Source organism: Streptomyces inhibens (genome assembly GCF_022221585.1).
Lineage (GTDB): Bacteria > Actinomycetota > Actinomycetes > Streptomycetales > Streptomycetaceae > Streptomyces > Streptomyces inhibens.
Map to the genome: position 1 here is coordinate 8,532,206 of NZ_CP084681.1, position 20,718 is coordinate 8,552,923.

The window sequence follows — 20,718 nt, forward strand, 5'->3', positions numbered from 1 at the left end:
GTCGGTCGGTGCGGGGCGATGACCGTAGTGGGCAAGAGTCCGGCCATGAGGGCGTCCGCGGTCGAGGACCTCGGTGAGCCGGCGGTGCCCATTGTCAGGCCAGCTTCTTCAGCAGCTCGGCGGCGAGCGGGGCGGAGGAGGACGGGTTCTGCCCGGTGACCAGGTTGCGGTCGACGACGACGTTCGGGGCCCACGGCTCGCCCTCCTGGAAGTCGGCGCCGAGCTCGACGAGACGGTCCTGGAGCAGCCACTTCGCCTTGTCGGCGAAGCCGGCCTGGGTCTCCTCGGCGTTGGTGAAGCCGGTCAGCCGGTAACCCGCGAACGCGTTGGTGCCGTCCTCCTTCGTGGCGGCCAGCAGCGCGGCCGGGGCGTGACAGACCACCCCGAGCGGCTTGCCGGACTCCAGGGCCAGGGTGAGCAGCTTGCCGGAGTCGGCGTCGACCGCCAGGTCCTCCATCGGGCCGTGGCCGCCGGGGTAGAAGACCGCGGCGTAGCCGGCCAGGTCGATGTCCGCCACGTCGACCGGGTGCTGGAGCTCGGTGATCGAGGCGAGAGTGTTCGCGATCTTGTCGGCGCCCTCCTGGCCGCCGTTGACCTCGGGCGCCAGGCTGCCCTTGTCCACGGTCGGTACGACGCCGCCGGGGGTGGCGACGACGATCTCATGGCCCGCGGCCTTGAACGCCTCGTACGGGGCGACGGCCTCCTCGGCCCAGAAGCCGGTGGGGTGCTGGGTGCCGTCGGCCAGCGTCCAGTGATCGACGCCGGTGACAACGAAAAGGATCTTGGGCATCTCTTGTTTCCTTCGGGGTGGTGCGGGCCCGCCGGGGCCCAGGGGGAGTTTCGGGCGCCTGGCGTTCTGGAATCCCTGACGTTCCGAACCCGGATCGTCAGCGTGGTGATGTCCTTGAAGGTAGAGCGGGCCTCCCATAGGAATCCAATAGGATCGCCTGTATGAGGGATAGGGAATCCAATGGGTCGGCGGAAGCGGCGGACCAAGGACCCGTCGCGGGACCGCCGGACCTGAACCTGCTGCGCACCTTCCTCGCCGTGTACCGGTCCGGGTCCTTCACGGCCGCCGCCCGTCTGCTGGGTCTGTCGCAGCCCACCGTTACCACCCAGATCCGCGCCCTGGAGCGGCAGTTGGACCGCGAGCTGTTCGAACGGCTGCCGCGCGGCGTCGCCCCCGTACCCTTCGCGGACGACCTCGCGTCCCGCGTCGTCGCGCCCCTCGACGCGCTCGCGTCCGTCACCGGCCATGGCGGCCCCGGCGAGAACGGCCCCGCCGCGCCCGTCCATCTGGCGGGCCCGGCCGAGCTGCTCTGCGTACGCGCACTGCCGGCGCTCGCGCCTCTCGTCGAAAGCGGGGTACGTCTGCGGGTGACCACCGGCCTGACCGAACCGCTCCTCGACGGACTGCGCGCCGGCCGCCACGACCTGGTCATCGCCACCATCCGCCCACGCGGCCGCAGTCTGACCGCCGTACCGCTGATGGACGAGGAGTTCGTCCTGGTCGCCGCGCCCGTCTGGGCGGACCGCATCGGCGGCCCGGCCCGGATTGCCGCCGACGGCCCGGCGGCGCTGCACGGCATCCCGCTCGTGACGTACGCCGAGGATCTGCCTATCGCCCGCCGTTACTGGCGGCACGTGTTCGGCAAGCGCCTCAGCTGCCAGGCGGCCGTCACCGTCCCCGATCTGCGGGGCGTGCTGTCGGCGGTCACCGCGGGTGCGGGCTTCACGGTGCTTCCCCGCTATCTGTGCCTCGATGAGCTCGCCTCGGGCGCGCTGGTCCCGCTGCTCGACCCCGAGGACCCCCCGATCAACACGGGCTTCCTCGTCCAGCGCCCCGGCTCGGCCGACAACCCCCATGTCGATCTGGTCCGTGACCACCTTCTCCAGGCCGGCCGCACCTGGTAGCGGTGTGCTTGACAGCAGTGCACCTGGAGGCCGGCCGTCGGTCGCTCAGCCGTCGGTCGCTCAGCCGTCGGTCGCTAGGGCGCCGGCCGCCTCCTGCTCGATCCGCTCGAACTGGGCGCCCATCGCCTCGGCGAGCGCCTGGGCGGCCGACAGCGGGCGCACCATGACCGTGAAGTCGTCGATGAGTCCGTCCTCGTCGATATGGAGGAAGTCGCAGCCGTTGATCTCGCGGCTGCCGACGCGGGCGGTGAAGACCAGCGCGTGGTCATGACCGTCGGTGCCGATGATCTCGCGTACGTAGCGGAAGTCCTCGAAGACCCGGGAGACGCCGCGCAGGATCGCCGCGGTGATGGCCTTGCCGGTGTACGGCCGGAACGCGACGGGGCTGGTGAAGACGACGTTCTCGGACAGGAGCGCGGCGACGGCGTCGTGGTCGTTCGCTTCCACGGCCTTGCGGAATGCGTGCATGCTCTCACCTCGTAGGCGTAGCGATAGTCAATTTGTTGAGTAGGTAAGAAGGAGATTATTCGCGTGAGTGCTAACGTGTCCAGATGTCTCTCAAGTACGCGCTCCTCGCGGCCCTGCTGGAAGGTGAGGCGTCGGGCTACGACCTGGCCAAGGTCTTCGATGTCGCGGTGGCGAACTTCTGGTCGGCGACGCCGCAGCAGCTCTATCGGGAGATGGAGCGACTGGCGGACGAGGGGCTGATCGACGCGCGACTCGTGCAGCAGGAACGCAGGCCGAACAAGCGGATGTTCACGCTCACCGAGGCCGGCCGGGAGGATCTGCGGGCCTTCACCACCGCGCCGCCCCGGCCCACCGCCATCCGGGACGAACTCATGGTCAAGATCCAGGCCGTGGACACGGGAGAGCTCGATGCGGCGCGCGCGTTGATCGAGGAGCGCATGGAGTGGGCACGCGGCAAGATCGCTCACTACGAGCGGCTGCGCGACCGGCTCCTCGACGGGCGCAGCGAGGACGCGTACGTGCGCGACGCCGAGCGCATCGGCCCCTATCTGACCCTGATGCGCGGCCGGGCCTTCGAGGAGGAGAACCTGCGCTGGGGCGAGCGGGCCCTGGACATCCTGGCCCGGCGCGCGGCGGCCGCCGACCGGAGCTGAGGGCCCGCGGCCGTCCCGAAAGCAGCCGTCCCGTAAGCCCCCTGCGTGGTGATGCCGTAAGACCTGTCGGTGGCCAGCCGTAAGAAGCAATGCCCGTAAGGAAGGCGGATGTTCGTGTCAGGCGCTCCATATCTTCGGTACGTCGCGCTGGGGGACAGTCAGACCGAGGGCCTCGGCGACGGGGACGACCGCTCGGGCCTGCGGGGGTGGGCCGACCGGCTGGCCGAAGGCCTCGCGGTCACCACCCCCGATCTCCGGTACGCCAATCTGGCCGTACGCGGACGGCTCGCCGCCCACGTACACGCCGAACAGCTCGCTCCCGCACTCGCGCTACGGCCCGATCTGGCCACCGTCGTCGCCGGGGTCAACGATCTGCTGCGGCCGCGGTTCGACGCCGACGAGGTGGCCGGCCATCTGGAGGCGATGTTGGCCGCGCTCACGGCCGCCGGAGCCCGGGTGGCCACCCTCACCTTCCCCGACGCCGCGCGCATCACCCCGCTCGCCCGCCCGATCGGATCGCGGGTCACGGCGCTCAACGACCGCATTCGCGCCGCCGCCGACCGTCACGGGGTGACCGTCGCCGAGACCTCCCACCACGCCGTCGTCACCGACCCGCGATTGTGGAGCGCCGACCGGCTCCACGCGAGCCCCCTCGGCCATGCGCGTATCGCGGCGGCCGTCGCCCACGCCCTCCAACTGCCCGGCAGCGACGACTCCTGGACGCACCCCCTGCCCCTGCTCCCGGGCCCGGCTCCCACCGCTTGGCGCACCGCGGCCACCGAAGTCCGCTGGGCCGCCGCCTTCCTCGGACCCTGGCTCGCCAGACGCCTCCGGGGGCGCTCCTCGGGCGACGGCCGCACCGCCAAGCGTCCCCAACTCGTGCCCGTACAGGCACCGTCCGGCGACGGCGGCCCGGGGGTCGGCTGAGTCCGGAACCGCCCGGGCGTCGACCGGCAGCACACCCACTCGGCCATCAGAGGCGTGAGGTGGCGCGGCATCAGGGGTGGCGCCCGTTAGCCTGTTGCGCCAATGCGGTTGTCGTGGCGCCGAGTTGGTGTGGGCGCACGGCCGATGTGGGTGCACGGCCGATGCGGGTGCACGGCCGTCATAGGTGCGCGGCCGTTGTGGGTGCACGGCCGTTGTAGGGGCATGCGGAGAGGTGGATGACGCGATGGGAGAGGACGGGGAGGGCGGACGGGCTCCCGCCCAGGGCGGCAATGTCGTCGACGGGCATTCCCGGATTCTCGGCCCGAGCGTGCAGGCCGGAGAGATCAAGGGCGGTGTGCACATCTACCCGTCGCCCGCGCCGGCCGTCGGACCACCCGCGTCGCCGCTGCTGGCTCCGTCATCCCCGCCGTCTCCGTCATCCCCGTCGCCTCCGCTCGGTATCGCGCCGCCCAGAGAGCCCGGAGTGGTCATCCGGAGGGAAGGCGGCAGCGAGACGATCGAGTTCTACGACGAGGCCTTGGCGCGTATGTGGATCGGCGAGGTGCTGGCGCAGCGTCACTCCGGTGGCGGTGGCGGTGGCGGTGGCGGTGGCGGTGGCGGTGGCAGTTGCAGCGGCAGCGGCAGCGGCGGAGGCGGACCGCGCGATCTGATGTCGGCGGGGGACGCCGTACGGCACGGACGTCGACTCAGCAGCACGGTGACCGAGCCCGGCGCGACGCCCTACGGCCCCCTTGGCGAGCCGCTCACCGGTCACACCGGTGGCGTTTCGGCGGTGGTGTTCTCGCCGGACGGCCGGCTGTTCGCGACCGCCGGCGACGACAGGACGGCGCGGTTGTGGGATTCGGCCACCGGGCTTCCGGTCGGTACTCCGCTCACCGGGCACAGCGATGGCGTGCGGGCGGTCGCCTTCTCTCCTGACGGCCGGCTGCTTGCCACCGCCGGTATGGACCGTACGGTGCGGTTGTGGAACCCCACCACCGGTGAGCCGGTCGGGGAACCCCTCACCGGTCACACCAGCGCGGTGTGGGCGATGGTGTTCTCCGCCAGGGGCGGTCTGCTGGCGACGGCCGGGATGGATCGCACCGTGCGGTTGTGGGATCCGGCCGGGGGCCGGGCTGTGGGTGAGCCGCTCGCCGGTCACACCAGTGGTGTCGACGCGGTGGCGTTCGCGCCGGACGGCCGGCTGCTGGCGAGCGCCGGCGAGGACCGGACGGCGCGGTTGTGGGACTCGGCCACCGGCCGGCCTGTCGGCGCTCCGCTGACCGGCCACCGCAGCGCCGTTCGGGCCGTGGCCTTCTCACCCGACGGCCAGCTGCTCGCCACCGCCAGCTGGGACGAGACGGTGCGGTTGTGGGAGGCGGCCACCGGTCGACCCATCGGCGCTCCGCTCACGGGCCACCGCAATGCCGTAAGGGCGCTGGCCTTCTCCGCCGACGGCGGCCTGCTGGCGAGCGCCGGTATGGACCGTACGGTCCGGTTGTGGGATCCCGCCGGTGGCCGGCCCGTTGGTGCGCCGCTCACCGGTCACACCAGCGGGATCAAGGCGGTGGTCTTCTCTCCTGACGGGCGTCTCCTGGCGAGCGCGGGCGGGGACCGTACGGTCCGCCTGTGGGGAGCCCGGGAACCTGCTGCCCTGTTGTAGACCGAGCAGGACGGACGCGCCGTTACGAGACGATGTCCCGCAGTGGCTTTCCGGCCAGGTGGTCAAGGACGTTCTGTACGGCGGCCAGTGCGATGCGGACGAGCGTTTCGCGGGTGACGCCCGCGACGTGCGGGGAGAGGACGACGTTCGGGGCTTTGAGCAGGCGCAGGGCCGCCGTGGGCGGTTCGGGGTCGAAGACGTCGATGCCGGCGCCGGCCAGGGTGCCGGATGCCAGGGCGTCCGCGAGGGCGTCCTGGTCGATGAGGGGGCCACGGGCGGTGTTGATGACGAAGGCGGTGGGCTTGAGGAGGGCGAGGCGCTCGGCGTCGAGGAGGTTGCGGGTCTCTTCGGTGAGCGGGGCGTGCAGGGTGATGTAGTCGGATGTGCGGAGCAGTTCGTCGAGGTCCAGACGGCGGGCGCCGCCGAGACGGGCCTCGGTCTCCGGGCCGGCGGACTTCGGTCCGGTGTAGACGATGTTCATGTCGAACGCGACGGCGCGGCGGGCGACTTCCACACCGATGTGGCCGAGGCCGATGATGCCGAGGGTCTTGCCGGACAGTTCGGTGAGGGACTGCTGTAGGCGCGGCAGGGCCCAGTCGGCCTCGACAAGGGCCGTGTGGGCCGGGACCAGTTGCTTGGCGAGAGCGAGCATGAGGGCGAAGGTCTGCTCGGCGACGTTCTGTTTCTCCGCGCCGCTGGAGCCGATGTTGCAGACCGGGATTCCCCTGCCGCGGGCCGCCTCCAGGTCGACGTATTCGAAGCCGTGGCTGGCGCACTGGACGAGTTCCAAGTGTGGTGCGGCGGCGAGGTGTTCGGCGGTGACCGGGCCCAGGCCGGTGATGATGATCTGTGCGTCGCGCAGGGCCGCGGGGTCCTCGTCGGCCGTCTCGACGACGGTGACGTGCGCCTGGCCGGGGAAGACTCCGGCGAGCGCGGCGCCGGCGGTGCGGCCGCCCACGTGCGGGGACACGATGGCGAGGATGTTCTTCACGTCGCTCGTCCCGGCGTTCATGCGGATTCCTTGATGAGGTCGTCGGCGGTCAGCGTGCCGGGGCGGGAGTGTCCGGACAGAGCCAGGGTGAGGTCGAACTCGGCGAGCAGACAGCGGATGACGTGCTCGACGCCCGCTTGGCCGTCGAGGCCGAGTCCGTACGCGTACGGGCGTCCCACCAGCACCGACTTCGCGCCGAGTGCGAGTGCCTTGAAGATGTCGTCGCCGGTGCGGATGCCGCTGTCGAAGAGGACGGTGAGCCGGTCGGCGGCCGCTTCGACGACGCGGGGCAGGGCGTCGGCGGCGGCGACGGAGCCCGCCACCTGGCGTCCTCCGTGGTTGGAGACGACCACACCGTCCACACCGGCCTCGGCGGCGTGCAGCGCGTCGTCCGGGTGCAGGATGCCCTTGAGGACGATCGGGCCGTCCCAGTGCTCGCGCAGGAACGCCAGGTCGGGCCAGGTTTTCGCGGGGTCGGCGAACATCCCGACGAAGTGCATCACGGCCGCGTTGGGGTCCTCGTGGACCGGTTTGGCGAGCCCCGCCTGGAACGCGGGGTCGGTGAAGTAGTTGGCGGTGCCCACACCGTGCAGGAACGGCAGATACGCCTGGTCGAGATCGCGTGGGCGCCAGGCGAGGAGCGGGGTGTCGAGCGTGACGAACAGGGCGGTGTAGCCGGCCGCCTTCGCCCGGTTCAGGAAGCTCCGGGTGACCTCGCGGTCCTTGGCCCAGTACAGCTGGAACCACCGCTCCCCGTCGCCCATCGCCTCGGCGACCTGCTCCATGGGGGTGCTGGAGGCGGAGGAGAGGATGTACGGAACGCCCTGCGCCGCGGCGGCCCGGGCGGCGGCGGGCTCGGCGTCCGGGTGCATGATCGACAGCACGCCGACCGGCGCGAGCGCGAGCGGTGCGGGCAGGGCGCGGCCCAACACCTCCACGGACAGGTCCCGTTCGTGCACATCACGGAGCATCCGCGGGACGATCCGCCGGCGGTCCAGCGCGGCCCGGTTGGCGTCGGCGGTGCTGCCGGTGCCCGCGCTGCCCGCCACATAGCCGACCGGACCGGGGCCGAGGCGCCGTGCGGTGAGCTCCTCCAGCCGCGTCAGATCGGTCGGCAGCCGTGGCACGGTGCCCGTCATGCCGTGGAGATAGATCTCGTACTGGAAGTCCGCCCAGTGCTTCGCCATCCGTACGTCCCGCCTCTCGTCCTGAGACTGCGTGCTTCTCCCGAGATCCTGGCGACAGTGACAAGACCCGTCCACCGTGCTGTGCACAACGCGCGGGTGAAATCATCACCCTGTGACAAAGGAGCGCGAACGTGTCCGGCAGGAGCGTGAACGGATCCGGCCGGAGCACGAACGTGTCCGGCAGGAACGCGAACGGATCCGGCAGCAGCTGATCGCCGCCCCGCGGGTCGTCGCGACGATCGTCGCCGCGGTGCGCGAGCAGGTACCGGCCTACGCCGTCCTCGATGACGGCCGGCTCCACGAGGTGCGGGCCATCGCCGCATGGGCGCTGGACCGGATGCTCCACCTGTGGGCCACCGACGGCGATCTCACCTCCGCCGATCTCCGCCGGCTGCGCGGCATCGCGGCGGCACGGGCCGCGGACGGCCGCCCCGTGCAGTCGGTCCTGCGCGCCTACCGGGTCGCGGCGACGGTCATCACCGACGAGGTCGCGGCCTGTACGCCGCCGCCGAGCGCAGCGGACGCCTTCGCGCTCGCCCGTACGGCGCTGACCACCCTCGACACGCTGTCCGAAGAGATGGCCACGGCGTACACCGCCACCAGCGAAGACCTCACCGCGGACCGCGCGCGGGCGCTGCGCCTGCTCCTCGACGATCTGATCGCCGGACGGCATGCCTCCATCGGGGCGCTGACCGACCGGGCCGCCCGACTCGGCATGCAACTCCCGGACCCCTACTGCCTGTTGGTGGCGGAGCCGCTCGACGCGGAGGGTCCGGGCGTGACGCAGGAGGCGGCCGGTGAGCTCCTCGCCTCGCTCACCGGCCGCGGCGGTGATGTCACTTCTCTGGCGACGGTCCGCGGTTCGCGGGTCGTCCTGATGCTGCCGGCCGCGGCCGGTGCGACCGCGCCTGAGGCGCTGCGCGAGCGGGCCCTGCGCGGCTGTGCGATCTCGGGGGAGAGCCTGGACCGGATCGCCGTCGCCCATCGCCTCGCCGCCGACGCCCTGGACGCCGCACCCGCACATGCGCACCACCCCGCGCGCGTCCTCACGGACGGGGACGCCCATGTGCTCGCGCTCCTCGCCGGACGCCCGGCCACCACTCCCGAACAGATCGGCCGTCTGATCCTCGGCCCGCTCGTCCACCCCGGTCGGCGCCATCTGCTGGAAGCGCTCACCACCTACCTCGACACGGGCTCCGCCACCGCCGCCGCCCGAAGCCTCGGCCTGCACCCCCAGTCGCTGCGCTACCGCCTGCGCCGCATCGCCGACCTCACCACCCGCGACCCACGCGACCCCTGGCAGCGGCTCACTCTGGACATCGCCCGGACGATCGGGCACTGAGGCCGGGCATACGTGGCGTGCCGCCGGATCATCCCGGCCGGTGCGGCCGGTGCGGCCGGTCCGGGTGACCGCGAGGATCCTGGGCCGGACAACACACCTAAGGGCTGTCCCTTAATGATCCTTTGGTCGGAGAGTTGTGGGGCGTTGCCTCAGCGGCTTGGGGCTTGATGCCCTCGCACGCCGGGTATCGCAGGTGCATGCAGGCGTGGGGAGAGGCCGTGTGGACGGGACCCTGGTTGGAGACCTTTCTGCGGGGCGTTGTGAGGCGGGCGCTGGCGGGAGATGAGCCGCAGCCGTGGTGGATGCCTCGGCGCGTGCTGACCGTGGTGTCGGCCGATGTCGACGGCACTGCCGGTGTCGGGGCGATCTGGATCGTGCGGCGTCCGAAGTCACCGCGGATGCGTGAGCACATTGAGCTCGTGGAGTGGTACGGCGAGCAGTGGCGGTACGTGGGGGGCGGCAGCGGCCCCGGAGACGATCCTGTTGACGTCGATGTGCTCGACGTATGCAACGGCGGTGGCGTACTCAGCCTCACCCGCAGCCTGGACCTTCCGCACTCCATCGCCGCGGCCCCATGGATCGGTTACGTCAAAGTTCGCCTCGGGCGGGACGTGGGTCACGTCCTCATCGGCGCCCGCCGGATCGTGGCTCCCGAGCAGCGCAGGCTCATCGCTGTTTGGAAGTCCCCCCGCATCAGCCGCGGAGTCCGTCCCGTCATCGTGGCTCTGGGACGCGATGGCGCCGAACTCTCCCGCTTTGGCCCCCATGACAGCCTGGACACGCATACCTGGGCGCGATTGAGAGAGGAGCTGTAGCCGGCCTGTTTCCTGGGTCTCTGCCGTGCTGGCCGTCCCGTCTTTTCCCTGCCGGTCACCCGGCGAGGGTGGGGTTGTGCAGGCGAGCGATCCGAGCATGGCGTGGTGGACGCCGTCCTCTTTGAGGCGGCAGTCTCGGAGGATCTTCCCGTCGGTGCGGGATGACCAGGCCGGTGCCTCGGTAGCCGCCGTCGACTATCACCGTGGTACGGCCAACGCCTGCCTTGGCGCCGGACAGTTCCCACGCCTTGCAGTCGTTGCGGTTGCCGGGGACCGGCTTGCCGACGGCGACGACGAGACGGGTGTCGGCGTCGACGACGACCTGGCGGTTGGTGGAGTACCGATAGTTCTTCGACTGCTCGGCGACCGTGTGATCACGGGTGGGGATCAGGGTGCCGTCCACGATCAGCACGGTCTCTTTGCGGAACCGCTTGCGTTGCTGCAGGGCGAGTGACGGCCCCAGATGATCGACGATCCGGGCGGGCAGCCGACTTGGACACCCCGAACAGCAGGGCCAGCTGCCGCAGCATCAGGTTCGTGCGCCAGTACACGGTGACCAGCAGAACCCGGTCCTGCAGCGGCAGACTCCACGGCCTGCCCTTGCAGGTCGGGTCCACGCCTTCGCGCCGTAGCGCGGTGACCAACTTGCCGAACTGCTGTGGGCTCAGTCCAGTGAACGGGGCTGTCCAAGACGGCTCCGACGCCGTGATCACACCAGACACGTCAAGATCATGGCACCATGACCAGCCGTTGCGGGACAGCCCTTAGGCCCGATCGCGCGAGAGCGCCGGGATGCCCAGTCGGTGCGCGGTGTCGTCGTCGAAGTCCTCGCAGAAGGCGCCGAGGGTGTCTTCGAGGTGTTCCAGGGAGCGCACGGCGTACAGGACGGGCTGGTAGCCGGAGATGCGGTACGGGGTGCCGGCCGCGGTGCGGAGGTCCAGCTCGCGGACCTCCCGCCGGTCGTGCGCGGCGATCTCACCGTAGGACGACAGCAGGGCCGCGCCGTAGGCCTTGGGCATGCCGGATTCGGTGATCAGCCCGTATTCGAGGGTGAACCAGTAGACCCGGCTGAGAATGTCGAGGGCTTCCTCGGTGGTGACGTGGTTGGCGGCCCGGCCGATGAGCCGGTAGAGGCGGGCGAAGCGCGGACAGGACAGATGGACGCCGTGTCCGAAGACGTCGTGCAGCACATCGGGTTCGGGTGTGTAGAGCGGGACGGCCGGGTGGCGGACGAACTGCACGGCGTGGAAGTAGCCGTGCTCCATCGCGCCCAGGAATCGCTCGTTGGGCACCACTCCGCCGGCCAGTGTGAAGGCGAACCCGGTGCGGGCCATGAGATGGACACTGACCTCCGCGTGCTGCGGGATCCGCTCGCCCGGGATGGCGGCTTCCTCCCCGGCCTCCAGGACCGCACGGCAGGCGTGGGCGCGGTGTGCCGGGACGAGGGCCTGGTGCACCACGCGCCAGGTGCGCTGCTCCTCCTCGGTGTAGTCGACGGCCGGGTAGGGCGCCCCGACACGGTGTGCGTCGGCCGGTGCGGCCAGGGCGCCGCGGCGCCGCAGATACGCCGGGTCGCTACGCCCGGGGTGCTGGTCCGGGCGGCCCAGGCGCCCGGAAGTGGAGACGGGAGTGTGGTTCCTCACCGTGCTCATATGTGTCACCTTGCCCCAAACCCGATATGTGTCACCTTGCCCCAAACCCGAACGAAGATCACTTGGTGCGGCGGGGTGGCAGGGGGCGGTATCGGCCGTGGAGGGGTGCGGACGAGGGCGGGGCGCACACGCGTACTCAACCCGGCGGCGAAGGGGGGCGGATCGCCGCTTTCCGGCGCGGAGCCCGGCCGGTCCGACGTCTCAGCCATAAGTCTGACATGTGGGGTCGAAGGGTGCATCCGCGCTGTGGAGATAGCACCCGAGATGACCCGAGCCGTCGAGTTCCGGTGGGAAGAGAACGATACAGAGCTATCCGCAGCCATATAGAGCCATCCGAAGTGATCCGTGGTGATCTGCCGGTGATCTTGATGATCCAGATGAATTGAACGATTGGGTACGGTCCCGAACGCCCGGTCGGTGAAGGGTCGTTCAGGGCGCCAGTCGACAGCTCACTTTCATATCGTTCTTGCTTCGATTCTTGACGGTGGGGTGGACGGTGACGTTCACTTCAGCCGTTCTGGGCCGGTCAGGCGGCCCCTTGGGAGGTACCGGAAAATGAATGCAATAATGCGGCGCGCCCTCACCGGCGCGATGGCGCTTTCGCTCGCAGCGCCCTTGGCGGCTTGTGGAAAAGATCACCAGGACGCCGGCGCAGGCAAGGATGCGATTGGTCTACTCCTCCCGGAGAACAAGGCGGCTCGTTACGAGAAATTCGACCACCGCATCATTTCGGCCCGTATAGCGTCACTCTGCCTCGAATGCAAGGTCGATTACGGGAATGCCGAGCAGCAAGTCAATACCCAGAAGAGACAGTTCGAAGCCCTGGTGAAGAAGGGCGTCAAGGTCATCATCCTGGACCCGGTCGACGCGCAGGCGGCCAAGAGCTGGGTGGACTCGGCCGCCAAGAAGGGCGTCCAGGTCGTCGCGTACGACCGACTCGCCGAGGGCGATGTCGCAGCCTATGTCTCCTACGACAACGAGAAGATCGGCCGGCTCCAGGGCCAGGGCATTCTCGCCGCCCTCGGCTCCGAGGCGGGCGCCGCCGACGTCGTCATGATGAACGGCTCGCCGACCGACCCGAACGCGCCGGCCTACAAGAAGGGCGCCCATGACGTCCTCGACGGCAAGGTCCACAAGGTCGTCTACGAGAAGGACATCCCCGACTGGTCGGCGGCGACGGCCAAGAAGAAGATGACCGATGTCATCAACGTCCGTGGCGCGCAGGGTTTTGACGCGGTCTACTCGGCCAACGACGGTATGGCCGGCGGCATCGCCGAGGCGCTCAAGGCGGCCGGTATCAAGAATGTTCCGCTCGGTGGTCAGGATGCCGAACTCCCTGCGCTGCAGCGGCTGGTAGCCGGTACTCAGTCCTTCACCATTTACAAGGAAGTCAGGCCGGAGGCCGAAACCGCCGCCGAAATCGCCTTCCGTCTGCTGCGCGGGAAGAGCATCAACTCCCTTACCACAACGACCGCCGGTAACAACACCAAGTCCGGCATTCCCGCCCAGCTTTTCAAGGCGCAGATCGTCACCAAGAAGAATCTGAAGGACACCGTCGTCCGCGACGGCGTGGTCCGGACCGATCTGCTCTGCGCCGACGATCTCGCCTCCGTGTGCAAGTCCCTGGGCCTGGAGTGACAGACCCTCAGTTACCGGGGCTGACGGACTGTGAGTCAGCTCGTCACCAGGTATCGATGAACGGCCGGCGCTTGGCGGCCACCTCCGTGAACGGACGCGGGGCGTGGCCGCCCAGCGTCGCCGTCACCCAACTCCGCGTTCCCGCAGGGCCGATCACCGCGTCGATCTCCAGCGCCGCCGCCGCGTTCACCGCCTTGCCGTGCTCGTACAGCTCGGTCACCCGCGCCTCGAACGCCCGCTGCCGCTCGGCGGGGTCCGCCACCGCCGCCAGCTCCTTGCGATAGCCGACGTCCCGTCCTCGCCGCCGTCGAACGCCACCACGTCGCCACCATGGCAGGCACGGTCGAGAACCACCTCGCCCTCCTCGACCACCCCGATCTGCCGCAGCGCGATCGGTCCACCCTCACCACGCCGCTCACCGTCTCCTTCATCCGCAAGCTCACGCCCGAGCTACGCGGACGCTGGCGGGCGGCATCCGGACGTCCTCGCCGCGGCCGTGGTCGCCGTCGACTCCCCGATCCGCGGCGAGCGCCCGTACGCCTACGTCCGTACCGTCGACGGCAGCGCACTCACCGCCGAGGCGCTGCGCGGCTGGGCGAGCGGCAGCACGGCGAGCGACAAGCTGCCGCTGGTGGAGATCGTCGAGGCGTTCCCGATGACCGCCACCGGCAAGATCAGGAAGACCGAACCGGCTGCCCGAGCCAGTCGTATGCCGCCCGCGCCGTGAACTCTCCCTGACCGCCCCTGAACAGCAGCCCGGCGCTCGCGAACGCCGGGTCGTCGGCGGTGCCGGCCACATACGGGACGGCGATGCACCGCATCCCCGCCCGGTGTGCCGCGAGCGCGCCGGGCGCCGCGTCCTCCAGCACCACACAGTCGGCAGGATCGACACCCAGCCGGCGCGCGGCCTCCAGGAAGACATCGGGCTCGGGCTTGCCGTGCGCCACCTCCTCGGCCGACACCAGCGTGGTCAGCAGCGCGTCGAGCCCCGTACCGGCCAGCACCGCCTCGATCGCGGCCCGCGACGAACCGGACGCCACCGCCATCGGATGCCCGGCCGCGGACAGCCGCTCCACGAACGCGCGCATCTCGGGGAAGACCTGGGTGCGCGCCCGCGCCAGCTCCAGATAGGTGCGGTTCTTGCCGGCCAGCAGCTCCTCGATCGGTGCGTCGAGGCCGAACTCCCGGCTCAGGATCTCCAGCGTTTCGCGGGTGCCGATGCCGATGAAGCGGGTGTGGTGCTCCCAGCTGAAGTCCGCCACGCCGTAGTTGGCGAGCAGCCGGCGCCCCGCCTCGTAGTAGTTCGGCTCGCTGTCCACCAGCGTGCCGTCGAGATCGAAGATCACCGGAGCGGGCGGGGCGGGAGTGACGGGCGCGATCTGGGAAGCGGGGGAAGTGCTCATGCCCACCAGCATGCCAAGACACCGTCCGGCACGGCTTGCGAGCCTGCCCCAGGTGGCTCAGCGCGGCTTCGCGCTACCGCCCACCGTCTCGACCAGTGGCAGCATCCGATGCGGCACCCGCTCGCGCAGCGCCACTTCCGTACGGGTACGGACCACGCCCGGCAGGCTGATCAGCCGCTGGATGACATCCTCCAGATGCGCCGCGTCCCGGGCCACCACCCGGGTCAGCAGATCGCCGCCGCCGGTCGTCGAGAACGCCTCGATGATCTGCGGCACCTCCGCCAGCGCGGCGGCCACCTCCTCCAGGTGCCCCTGGGTGACCTCGATGTGCACAAAGGCGAGTACGGGGTGGCCGAGCGCGGCGGGGGACAGGCGGGGGCTGTATGCGGTGATCACACCGTCCCGCTCCAGCCGGTCGAGCCGCGCCTGGACCGTGCCCCGGGCGACTCCGAGAAGGCGCGCATACTCCCGCACGCTGGTGCGCGGCTGCTCCAGCAGCAGCCCGAGGATCTTGGCGTCCAGGGCATCCACGGCCATGGTCCAACGGTCCCCTCGCTGTCGGTGAAATCGTCTTGCGACTGTACCAACGGCCCATTACACCCAGCGCCGGCTGAGCCGGCTGACGGGGTGAGGTCCCTCGGGGCCGCCATTTCGGCCAGGCGGACGCGGGCGCCGATGCCGACGCGAGCGGTGGTCAGTCCGCGCGGCCGGTGGCCGCCACCGTCACACCCAGGCCGATCATGGCGAAGCCGCCCGCGCCGCCGATCATCGACAGCCGGCGCTCGGACCGGGCGAACCAGTTGCGGGCCGCCGAGGCCGTCAGCCCCCACAGCGTGTCCGTGATCAGGCCGATGCAGATCGGCACCAGGCCCAGGATGAGCATCTGGGTGGGCAGCCCGCCTGCCGTGGGGTCCACGAACTGGGGGAGTACGGCGGCGAAGAAGACGATGCCCTTCGGGTTGGTGACGCCGACCAGGATGCCGTCGACGACCGTCCGCAGGTCGCCGCGTGCCGGCTGCCCGGGTGCCTCCGCGGCACCCATCTTCATGTCCTTGCGGTGCCGGAACGCCTGCACTCCGAGGTAGACCAGGTACGCCGCACCCGCCAGCTTCACGGTCAGGAAGACCGTGACGGACCGTTCGACCAGCGAGCCGAGGCCCAGCGCCACCGCGGCCACCAGAAGGTACGAGCCCAGCACATTGCCCAGGACCGTTGCCAGCGCCGTGCGGCGGCCGTGGGCCAGCGCCCGGCCGATCACGAAGAGCACGCTCGGTCCCGGGATCACGATCACCAGCAGCGACATCGCCGCGAAAGCCAGCAGCCGGTCGGTCGACACCATGTCTCTCACCTCGACGGACATTGAACCAGCCGAACCGTGATTCCTTACATCCCGGTCCCTCGGTCGATCTGCCCGCACCCGCGCGCGGGCCCGGCGGAGTCCCTGTGTGGCGCCCTCGCTCGCCGCTCTGCCATTGGCACCCTCCTGGCCCAGCCGAAGAGCCCAGGACTGTGCCAATGGCTCAGTACTTTTCGGCTCTGTTGAGCCATCAGCCGAAGTGATGCTCTGATGGGGTCGTCGATGGCGCTGCGGAACTCCGCGGCGCCTTTTTCATGCGGGTTTCGTGCAGGCACGGAACATGCGGGCACAGAAGGGGCGGGAAGCAGTGCTGAAGAGGGTGTTCGTGGTTCCGGACCCGGGTCGGCTGCGGCTGCGCAGCGCTACTCGGGCGGTCCTCGGCATCAGTCTGGCCGTGGCCGTCTGTGGCCTCGCCGGCCACTCACTCGTCGCGGCCATCACCGGCGGGCTCGCCGCGCTTCTCGCGCTCTTCACGGTGACCGACGCGACGGTCCGCGACCAGGCGCTCACCACGGCCCTGCTGCCCGCGGCCGGACTCCCGGTGCTCGCCCTCGCGACAGGACTGCACGACCAGCCGTTGGTGCGGGACGTGGCGTTTCTCGCCGTCATGGGGGCGGGCGTCCATGCCCGGCGCTGGGGGCCTCGCGGTCACGCCCTCGGGGTGTTCGCGTTCATGACCTTCTTCGCGACGCAGTTCCTGCACGCGGTGCCCGCGCAACTGCCCGAGCTGTTTGCCGCCGTCGTCCTCTCCCTGCTGGCGTCCTCGACCGTGCGCTTCGGCCTGTGGTGCTACGAGCGGCGGCTGCCTCCCGTCGTCGCGCTTGCTCCGCCGGGCGGGACCGGTCTCGCCCGTACGACCACCCGCCAGGCCATCCAGGCGACCTTCGGCGGCGCCTTCGCCCTCATGGCGGGGCAACTGCTGTCCGACCAGCGCTGGTACTGGGCCGTGGGCGCCACCTGGTGGATCTTCGTGAACACCGCCTCCCGCGGCGAGACCCTGGTACGCGGTTTCCGGCGGATCCTCGGCACGGTGATCGGCATCGCCGTCGGAGCGGTCGTCGCCATACCGCTGCACGGGGCCGCCGTCCCCACCGTGGCTCTCGTCGCGGTATGCGTCTTCGGGATCTTCTACACGGCCGCCGTCTCGTACACGTGGATGATGTTCGCGGTGACGGTGATGGCCGGCCTGCTCTACGGGCTTCTCGGGGTCCTGGACTCAAGTCTGCTCGCGCTCCGGCTGGCCGAGACCGGCGTCGGGGCGATCGGCGCGGCACTTGCCGTTCTCGTGGTGCTGCCCGTGACCACCCATGCCGCCACCGATGCCTGGATCCAGCGCGCCCTTCGCTGCGTACACACCTGCGCCGCCGAGGCCGCGGCCCGTCTCGCCGGCTCCGAGTCCGCCGACCCCGCCCCTCGGATCGCCGAGTTGGAGCTGCTGCTCAGCAGGGTGCGGCTCTCGCTCGCTCCGCTGGTGCATCCGCTGAGTCCGCTGCGTACCCGCAAGGAGAAGGCCCGTCGCGTCCTGGCGCTCCTCGACGACTGCGCCCGCGAAGTCCGTGGACTGGCGTCCATCGCCGCGGACCCGGAGGCTTCGCACGACGACCGGCTCGCCGCCGCCTGCTGGCGGGTGGAGGCTGCCGTGGAAGCACTCACCACACCGGGTAAGGCGCGCGACACGGCAGGGGTCGTCACGGCGGCACCGGAGCAGCCGGCGCCCGAGCCCGCGCTCACCCATCTGCACGGCCTGGAGCAGGCACTGGCCGAACTGGCGGCGCCCCTGCGCAGCACCCGGCCCTCCCCGCTGGTCGGGGCCTGACCGGCGGATCGTACGGTCGCGGGCCGGTGTGCGGGAGCCGATGGGCGAGAATCGGCCATCACCGCGGACGCCCCGGCCGTGGCTGTTAGCGTCGCCGCAGCACCTCAACGGGCAGGCGGACGAAGGGTGGACCAGTGGGGACGAACGACAGCGGCCGGCGCGCGTACATCGGATCGTTCACCACGGCCGGCGGCGCCGGGATCACCACCGCGGCCGTCGACCCGGAGTCCGGCGCACTCACCCCGCTGCACTCCACCGACGCGGTCCCCAACCCCTCCTACCTGGCCCCGAGCCCCGACGGCCGGTACCTCTACGCGGTCAGCGAGACCCCGGACGGCGCCGCGGCCGCCTTCGCCCTCACGCCCGATGGACCCGCACCGCTCGCACCCGCCGTGCCCGTGGACGGCGCCGACCCCACCCACCTCACCCTGACCGCCGGCCACCTCGTCACCGCCAACTACAGCTCCGGCAGCCTCAGTACGCTCCCCATACGGGCCGATGGCTCGCTCGGCGGCCCCGCCACCGTGCTCGCGCACCAGGGCAGCGGTCCGCGGACGGACCGTCAGGAAGGCCCGCACGCCCACGCGGTACTGCCCGACCCCAGCGGCCGCTGGCTGCTCAGCGTCGACCTGGGCACCGACTCGGTCCGCGTCTGCGCCCTCGGCGCCACCGACGGGGCGCTGACCGTACGCGAGGAGGTCCGGCTGCGGCCCGGCAGCGGCCCCCGCCACCTCGCCTTCCACCCGCGCGGCGACCGCGCCTACGTCATCAATGAACTCGATCCGACGGTGACGGTCTGCCGGTGGGACGCCGACCGTGGCGCGCTGACGCCCCTGGGGGAGACCCGCCTCCTCCCGGACGGCGCCGCACCGGCCGAAACCTTCCCCTCCGAACTGGTCCTCTCCCACGACGGCCGGTTCGCCTGGGCCGCCAACCGGGGCCACGACAGCCTCTCGGTCCTCGCCCTCGACGCGTCGGGCGACACCGCAACCCTCGTGACCACCGTCCACTGCGGCGGCCAGTGGCCCCGCGACCTCGCGCTGCACCCCGACGGCCGGCACCTCTACGCCGCCAACGAACGCTCCGGTGAGGTCACCTGGTTCACCATCGACCCGGAGAGCGGCATTCCGGCCCGGACCGGATCCGTCCGGGCGCCGGCCGCCTCCTGCGTGGTCTTCGTCTGATCCGGCGTGCGGGCCGCTCACCCCTCGGGAAAGCGCCCGCCGAAGTACACCTGGGCCTCGGTGATCCGGCCGTCCCGCACCGTTTGCACTTCGACATTGCGATGGCGTTCGCCGGTCGTCAGCTCGTACGCGTACCGGACGTAGACCTGCTCGTCGTCGATGGCCACGGCATCGAGGATCTCCTGCCGGCGCAGGCGGTCCGCCGTGGGGAAGCAGATCTCCAGGAAGGCGGCCTTGTCGATGTGGTCGTCCTGCGGGCCGGTGAAGACGAAGTCCTCGGCGAGCAGCCGGTCGATGGCGGCGCGGTCCTGGGCGAGGTAGGCCGCGAAAGCGGCACGGACCACTTCGACGTTCGACATGAACTTCCTTCCGTGGGCGGGGCGCTCGCGCCCTCAGGAGCGAGCGGTTCGGGGAGGGGCTCTGCAGGACGGTGGACGCTGCCCGGTGCCCGGACTCATCGGTCGGCGCGTCAGAGGTGCGACAAGCGCCCTGAGGGGCCCTCTCGCAGGCGCACGGCCACCTCGTCGACCGGACCGCGGACGCTGTCCTGCCGGGCCGCCTGAGGGGCATCTGCGCCGCTCAGGCGGGAATCGGACGTATCGCCTCCGCCCGGACGACGCGAAGGGCCGCCCCGCGCGCTGCGCGAAGACGGCCCTTCGAAGATCTGCTGCGGCCTCGGGGAGTGTCCTAGCGGACGGGTACCCCCTGCGCCTGCGTCGGCAGGGTGATGCCCACCGACGCCGCGTAGTTCGACAGCACCAGCCGGCCCACCGTGCCGTAGGCGCCCAGCGCCTCGGCGGAGGCGCAGCCCGCCTCCGCCGCGGCCGCCCCCAGAAGGCCGTCGGCGATCTCCGGGCCGATCAGGTACGGGGCCAGCGCCAGCTGCTGCGAACCGGAGCCGCGCAGCTGCTCGGCCGTACGGGAGATGGCGCCCTCCTCGTCCAGCGCGGCGGCCAGCACGGGCACCGCGAGGCGCGCGGAGAGCAGCATGCCGGTGATCCCGGCGGCCTGCACGGCTTCGTCGCCGCCCACGGTGGCGAGGATGATGCCGTCAGCGGCCGTGGCGACGGTGAACAGCCGCGCACGGTCGGCGCGCGCCAGACCGGCCTCGGAGAGCCGGACGTGCAGTGCTTCGGCGAGCAGCGGGTGCGGGCCGAGGACATCGGTCAGCTCGGCGGCGGAGCCGCTGTTCATGATCGCCTGGCGTATCCGGCGCAGCAGCGCGCTGTCCGGGCCGGCCAGCAGTGGCACGACCACCGCGGCGGGACCGGGGTCGGACTGACCCGCGGCCTCCGCCCGGGCCTTGTGCTCGGCGGCGGCGTGCGCCAGCACGGCCTCCAGGGACGGGAACTCGTCGTCGCCGCCGTCCAGATAGCCGATCCGGGCATCGAGGCCGGGCAGTTCGGAGCGGGCGATGCTGGAGACCTCCTCCGCCAGGCTGCGCGAGGCGGAGGTGGGGGTGCCGGGCACGGCCAGCACCAGGGCGGGTGCGCCCTCGGGTGCGGCGAGCGGCTCCGGCCTGCGGTGGCGGCCGGACTGCCGCGCACGCGGCATGCGTACAGGCAGGCCGGGTGCGGCTCCCGGGCTCGGGGGTGCGGCGTCAAAATGGGGCGAGCCAGGTGCGGGCCCAGTGGGGGAACTCATGGCGCCGCATGCTAACGCCTTGGACCACCCCCGCGCGGAGGGAGGGTTCGGTGGAGAGGTATCC

The 20,718-nt window shown here is 71.1% G+C and carries 21 protein-coding genes and 1 pseudogene; 10 read left to right on the forward strand and 12 right to left on the reverse strand.

Going from position 1 to position 20,718, the window contains the following annotated elements:
- Positions 1-94: 94 nt before the first annotated feature.
- Complete coding sequence (locus KI385_RS38170) at positions 95-790, reverse strand: type 1 glutamine amidotransferase domain-containing protein (RefSeq protein ID WP_238576596.1); 696 nt, start codon at positions 788-790, stop codon at positions 95-97.
- 161 nt (positions 791-951) lie between these two features.
- Here KI385_RS38170 and KI385_RS38175 point away from each other — a divergent pair, with 161 nt between their 5' ends.
- Positions 952-1,914: a LysR family transcriptional regulator gene (locus KI385_RS38175; protein WP_238576597.1), complete on the forward strand. Its 963-nt coding sequence runs from the start codon at positions 952-954 to the stop codon at positions 1,912-1,914.
- 60 nt (positions 1,915-1,974) lie between these two features.
- Here the strand turns inward: KI385_RS38175 and KI385_RS38180 are convergent, their stop codons facing one another.
- Positions 1,975-2,382 carry a nuclear transport factor 2 family protein gene (locus KI385_RS38180; RefSeq protein WP_238576598.1) on the reverse strand — a complete coding sequence of 136 codons (408 nt, stop codon included), beginning with the start codon at positions 2,380-2,382 and terminating at the stop codon, positions 1,975-1,977.
- A gap of 83 nt (positions 2,383-2,465) precedes the next feature.
- Between KI385_RS38180 and KI385_RS38185 the strand changes: the two genes are divergently transcribed.
- The 3 genes from KI385_RS38185 (at position 2,466) to KI385_RS38195 (ending at position 5,625) form a co-directional block, all read left to right on the forward strand.
- Complete coding sequence (locus tag KI385_RS38185; protein WP_238576599.1) at positions 2,466-3,035, forward strand: PadR family transcriptional regulator; 570 nt, start codon at positions 2,466-2,468, stop codon at positions 3,033-3,035.
- 114 nt (positions 3,036-3,149) lie between these two features.
- Entirely contained in the window at positions 3,150-3,962 is an 813-nt protein-coding gene (locus tag KI385_RS38190) for an SGNH/GDSL hydrolase family protein (protein WP_425357025.1), read from the forward strand.
- A 244-nt stretch (positions 3,963-4,206) separates the two neighbouring features.
- Complete coding sequence (locus KI385_RS38195) at positions 4,207-5,625, forward strand: WD40 repeat domain-containing protein (RefSeq protein ID WP_238576601.1); 1,419 nt, start codon at positions 4,207-4,209, stop codon at positions 5,623-5,625.
- 22 nt (positions 5,626-5,647) lie between these two features.
- Here the strand turns inward: KI385_RS38195 and KI385_RS38200 are convergent, their stop codons facing one another.
- Entirely contained in the window at positions 5,648-6,637 is a 990-nt protein-coding gene (locus KI385_RS38200; RefSeq protein ID WP_238576602.1) for a 2-hydroxyacid dehydrogenase, read from the reverse strand.
- Positions 6,634-7,803, reverse strand: a complete 1,170-nt coding sequence (locus KI385_RS38205; RefSeq protein WP_238576603.1) for a lactate 2-monooxygenase — start codon at positions 7,801-7,803, stop codon at positions 6,634-6,636. Before KI385_RS38205 ends, KI385_RS38200 begins: the two co-directional genes overlap by 4 nt.
- 112 nt (positions 7,804-7,915) lie before the next feature.
- Here KI385_RS38205 and KI385_RS38210 point away from each other — a divergent pair, with 112 nt between their 5' ends.
- The gene (locus tag KI385_RS38210; protein ID WP_238576604.1) at positions 7,916-9,145 is read left to right on the forward strand and encodes a PucR family transcriptional regulator; all 1,230 of its coding nucleotides are present in this window, start codon (positions 7,916-7,918) and stop codon (positions 9,143-9,145) included.
- A gap of 302 nt (positions 9,146-9,447) precedes the next feature.
- The gene (locus tag KI385_RS38215; protein ID WP_238576605.1) at positions 9,448-9,960 is read left to right on the forward strand and encodes a hypothetical protein; all 513 of its coding nucleotides are present in this window, start codon (positions 9,448-9,450) and stop codon (positions 9,958-9,960) included.
- A gap of 55 nt (positions 9,961-10,015) precedes the next feature.
- Here KI385_RS38215 and KI385_RS38220 read toward each other — a convergent pair.
- Positions 10,016-10,682 (reverse strand): annotated as a pseudogene (locus KI385_RS38220) (transposase family protein).
- 42 nt (positions 10,683-10,724) lie between these two features.
- Positions 10,725-11,612 carry a phenylalanine 4-monooxygenase gene (locus KI385_RS38225; protein WP_238576606.1) on the reverse strand — a complete coding sequence of 296 codons (888 nt, stop codon included), beginning with the start codon at positions 11,610-11,612 and terminating at the stop codon, positions 10,725-10,727.
- A 555-nt stretch (positions 11,613-12,167) separates the two neighbouring features.
- Between KI385_RS38225 and KI385_RS38230 the strand changes: the two genes are divergently transcribed.
- Positions 12,168-13,250, forward strand: coding sequence for a sugar ABC transporter substrate-binding protein (locus KI385_RS38230; RefSeq protein ID WP_238578025.1), 1,083 nt, complete (start codon positions 12,168-12,170; stop codon positions 13,248-13,250).
- A 43-nt stretch (positions 13,251-13,293) separates the two neighbouring features.
- Here KI385_RS38230 and KI385_RS38235 read toward each other — a convergent pair whose 3' ends face one another.
- The gene (locus KI385_RS38235) at positions 13,294-13,512 is read right to left on the reverse strand and encodes a hypothetical protein (RefSeq protein ID WP_238576607.1); all 219 of its coding nucleotides are present in this window, start codon (positions 13,510-13,512) and stop codon (positions 13,294-13,296) included.
- 234 nt (positions 13,513-13,746) lie between these two features.
- On the opposite strand from KI385_RS38235, the gene KI385_RS38240 reads away from it, so the two are divergent.
- Positions 13,747-13,977 (forward strand): AMP-binding enzyme, encoded by a 231-nt coding sequence (locus KI385_RS38240; protein ID WP_238576608.1) that lies wholly within the window; start codon positions 13,747-13,749, stop codon positions 13,975-13,977.
- On the opposite strand, the gene KI385_RS38245 is transcribed toward KI385_RS38240, so the two are convergent.
- From KI385_RS38245 to KI385_RS38255, 3 genes are all read right to left on the reverse strand, one after another.
- On the reverse strand, positions 13,925-14,653 hold the full coding sequence (locus tag KI385_RS38245) for an HAD family hydrolase (protein WP_238576609.1): 729 nt from the start codon (positions 14,651-14,653) through the stop codon (positions 13,925-13,927). The two genes, KI385_RS38240 and KI385_RS38245, sit on opposite strands and share 53 nt — an antisense overlap.
- Positions 14,654-14,710: 57 nt before the next feature.
- Complete coding sequence (locus tag KI385_RS38250; RefSeq protein ID WP_238576610.1) at positions 14,711-15,190, reverse strand: Lrp/AsnC family transcriptional regulator; 480 nt, start codon at positions 15,188-15,190, stop codon at positions 14,711-14,713.
- 157 nt (positions 15,191-15,347) lie between these two features.
- Complete coding sequence (locus KI385_RS38255; protein WP_238576611.1) at positions 15,348-15,992, reverse strand: LysE family translocator; 645 nt, start codon at positions 15,990-15,992, stop codon at positions 15,348-15,350.
- A gap of 325 nt (positions 15,993-16,317) precedes the next feature.
- On the opposite strand from KI385_RS38255, the gene KI385_RS38260 reads away from it, so the two are divergent.
- Entirely contained in the window at positions 16,318-17,826 is a 1,509-nt protein-coding gene (locus KI385_RS38260; RefSeq protein ID WP_238578026.1) for an FUSC family protein, read from the forward strand.
- Between the two features lie 134 nt (positions 17,827-17,960).
- Positions 17,961-19,010 carry a lactonase family protein gene (locus KI385_RS38265; protein ID WP_238576612.1) on the forward strand — a complete coding sequence of 350 codons (1,050 nt, stop codon included), beginning with the start codon at positions 17,961-17,963 and terminating at the stop codon, positions 19,008-19,010.
- Positions 19,011-19,027: 17 nt separating this feature from the next.
- Here the strand turns inward: KI385_RS38265 and KI385_RS38270 are convergent, their stop codons facing one another.
- On the reverse strand, positions 19,028-19,369 hold the full coding sequence (locus KI385_RS38270; protein WP_238576613.1) for a nuclear transport factor 2 family protein: 342 nt from the start codon (positions 19,367-19,369) through the stop codon (positions 19,028-19,030).
- Between the two features lie 328 nt (positions 19,370-19,697).
- Positions 19,698-20,654 (reverse strand): sirohydrochlorin chelatase, encoded by a 957-nt coding sequence (locus KI385_RS38275; protein ID WP_425357026.1) that lies wholly within the window; start codon positions 20,652-20,654, stop codon positions 19,698-19,700.
- Between the last annotated feature and the right edge of the window lie 64 nt (positions 20,655-20,718).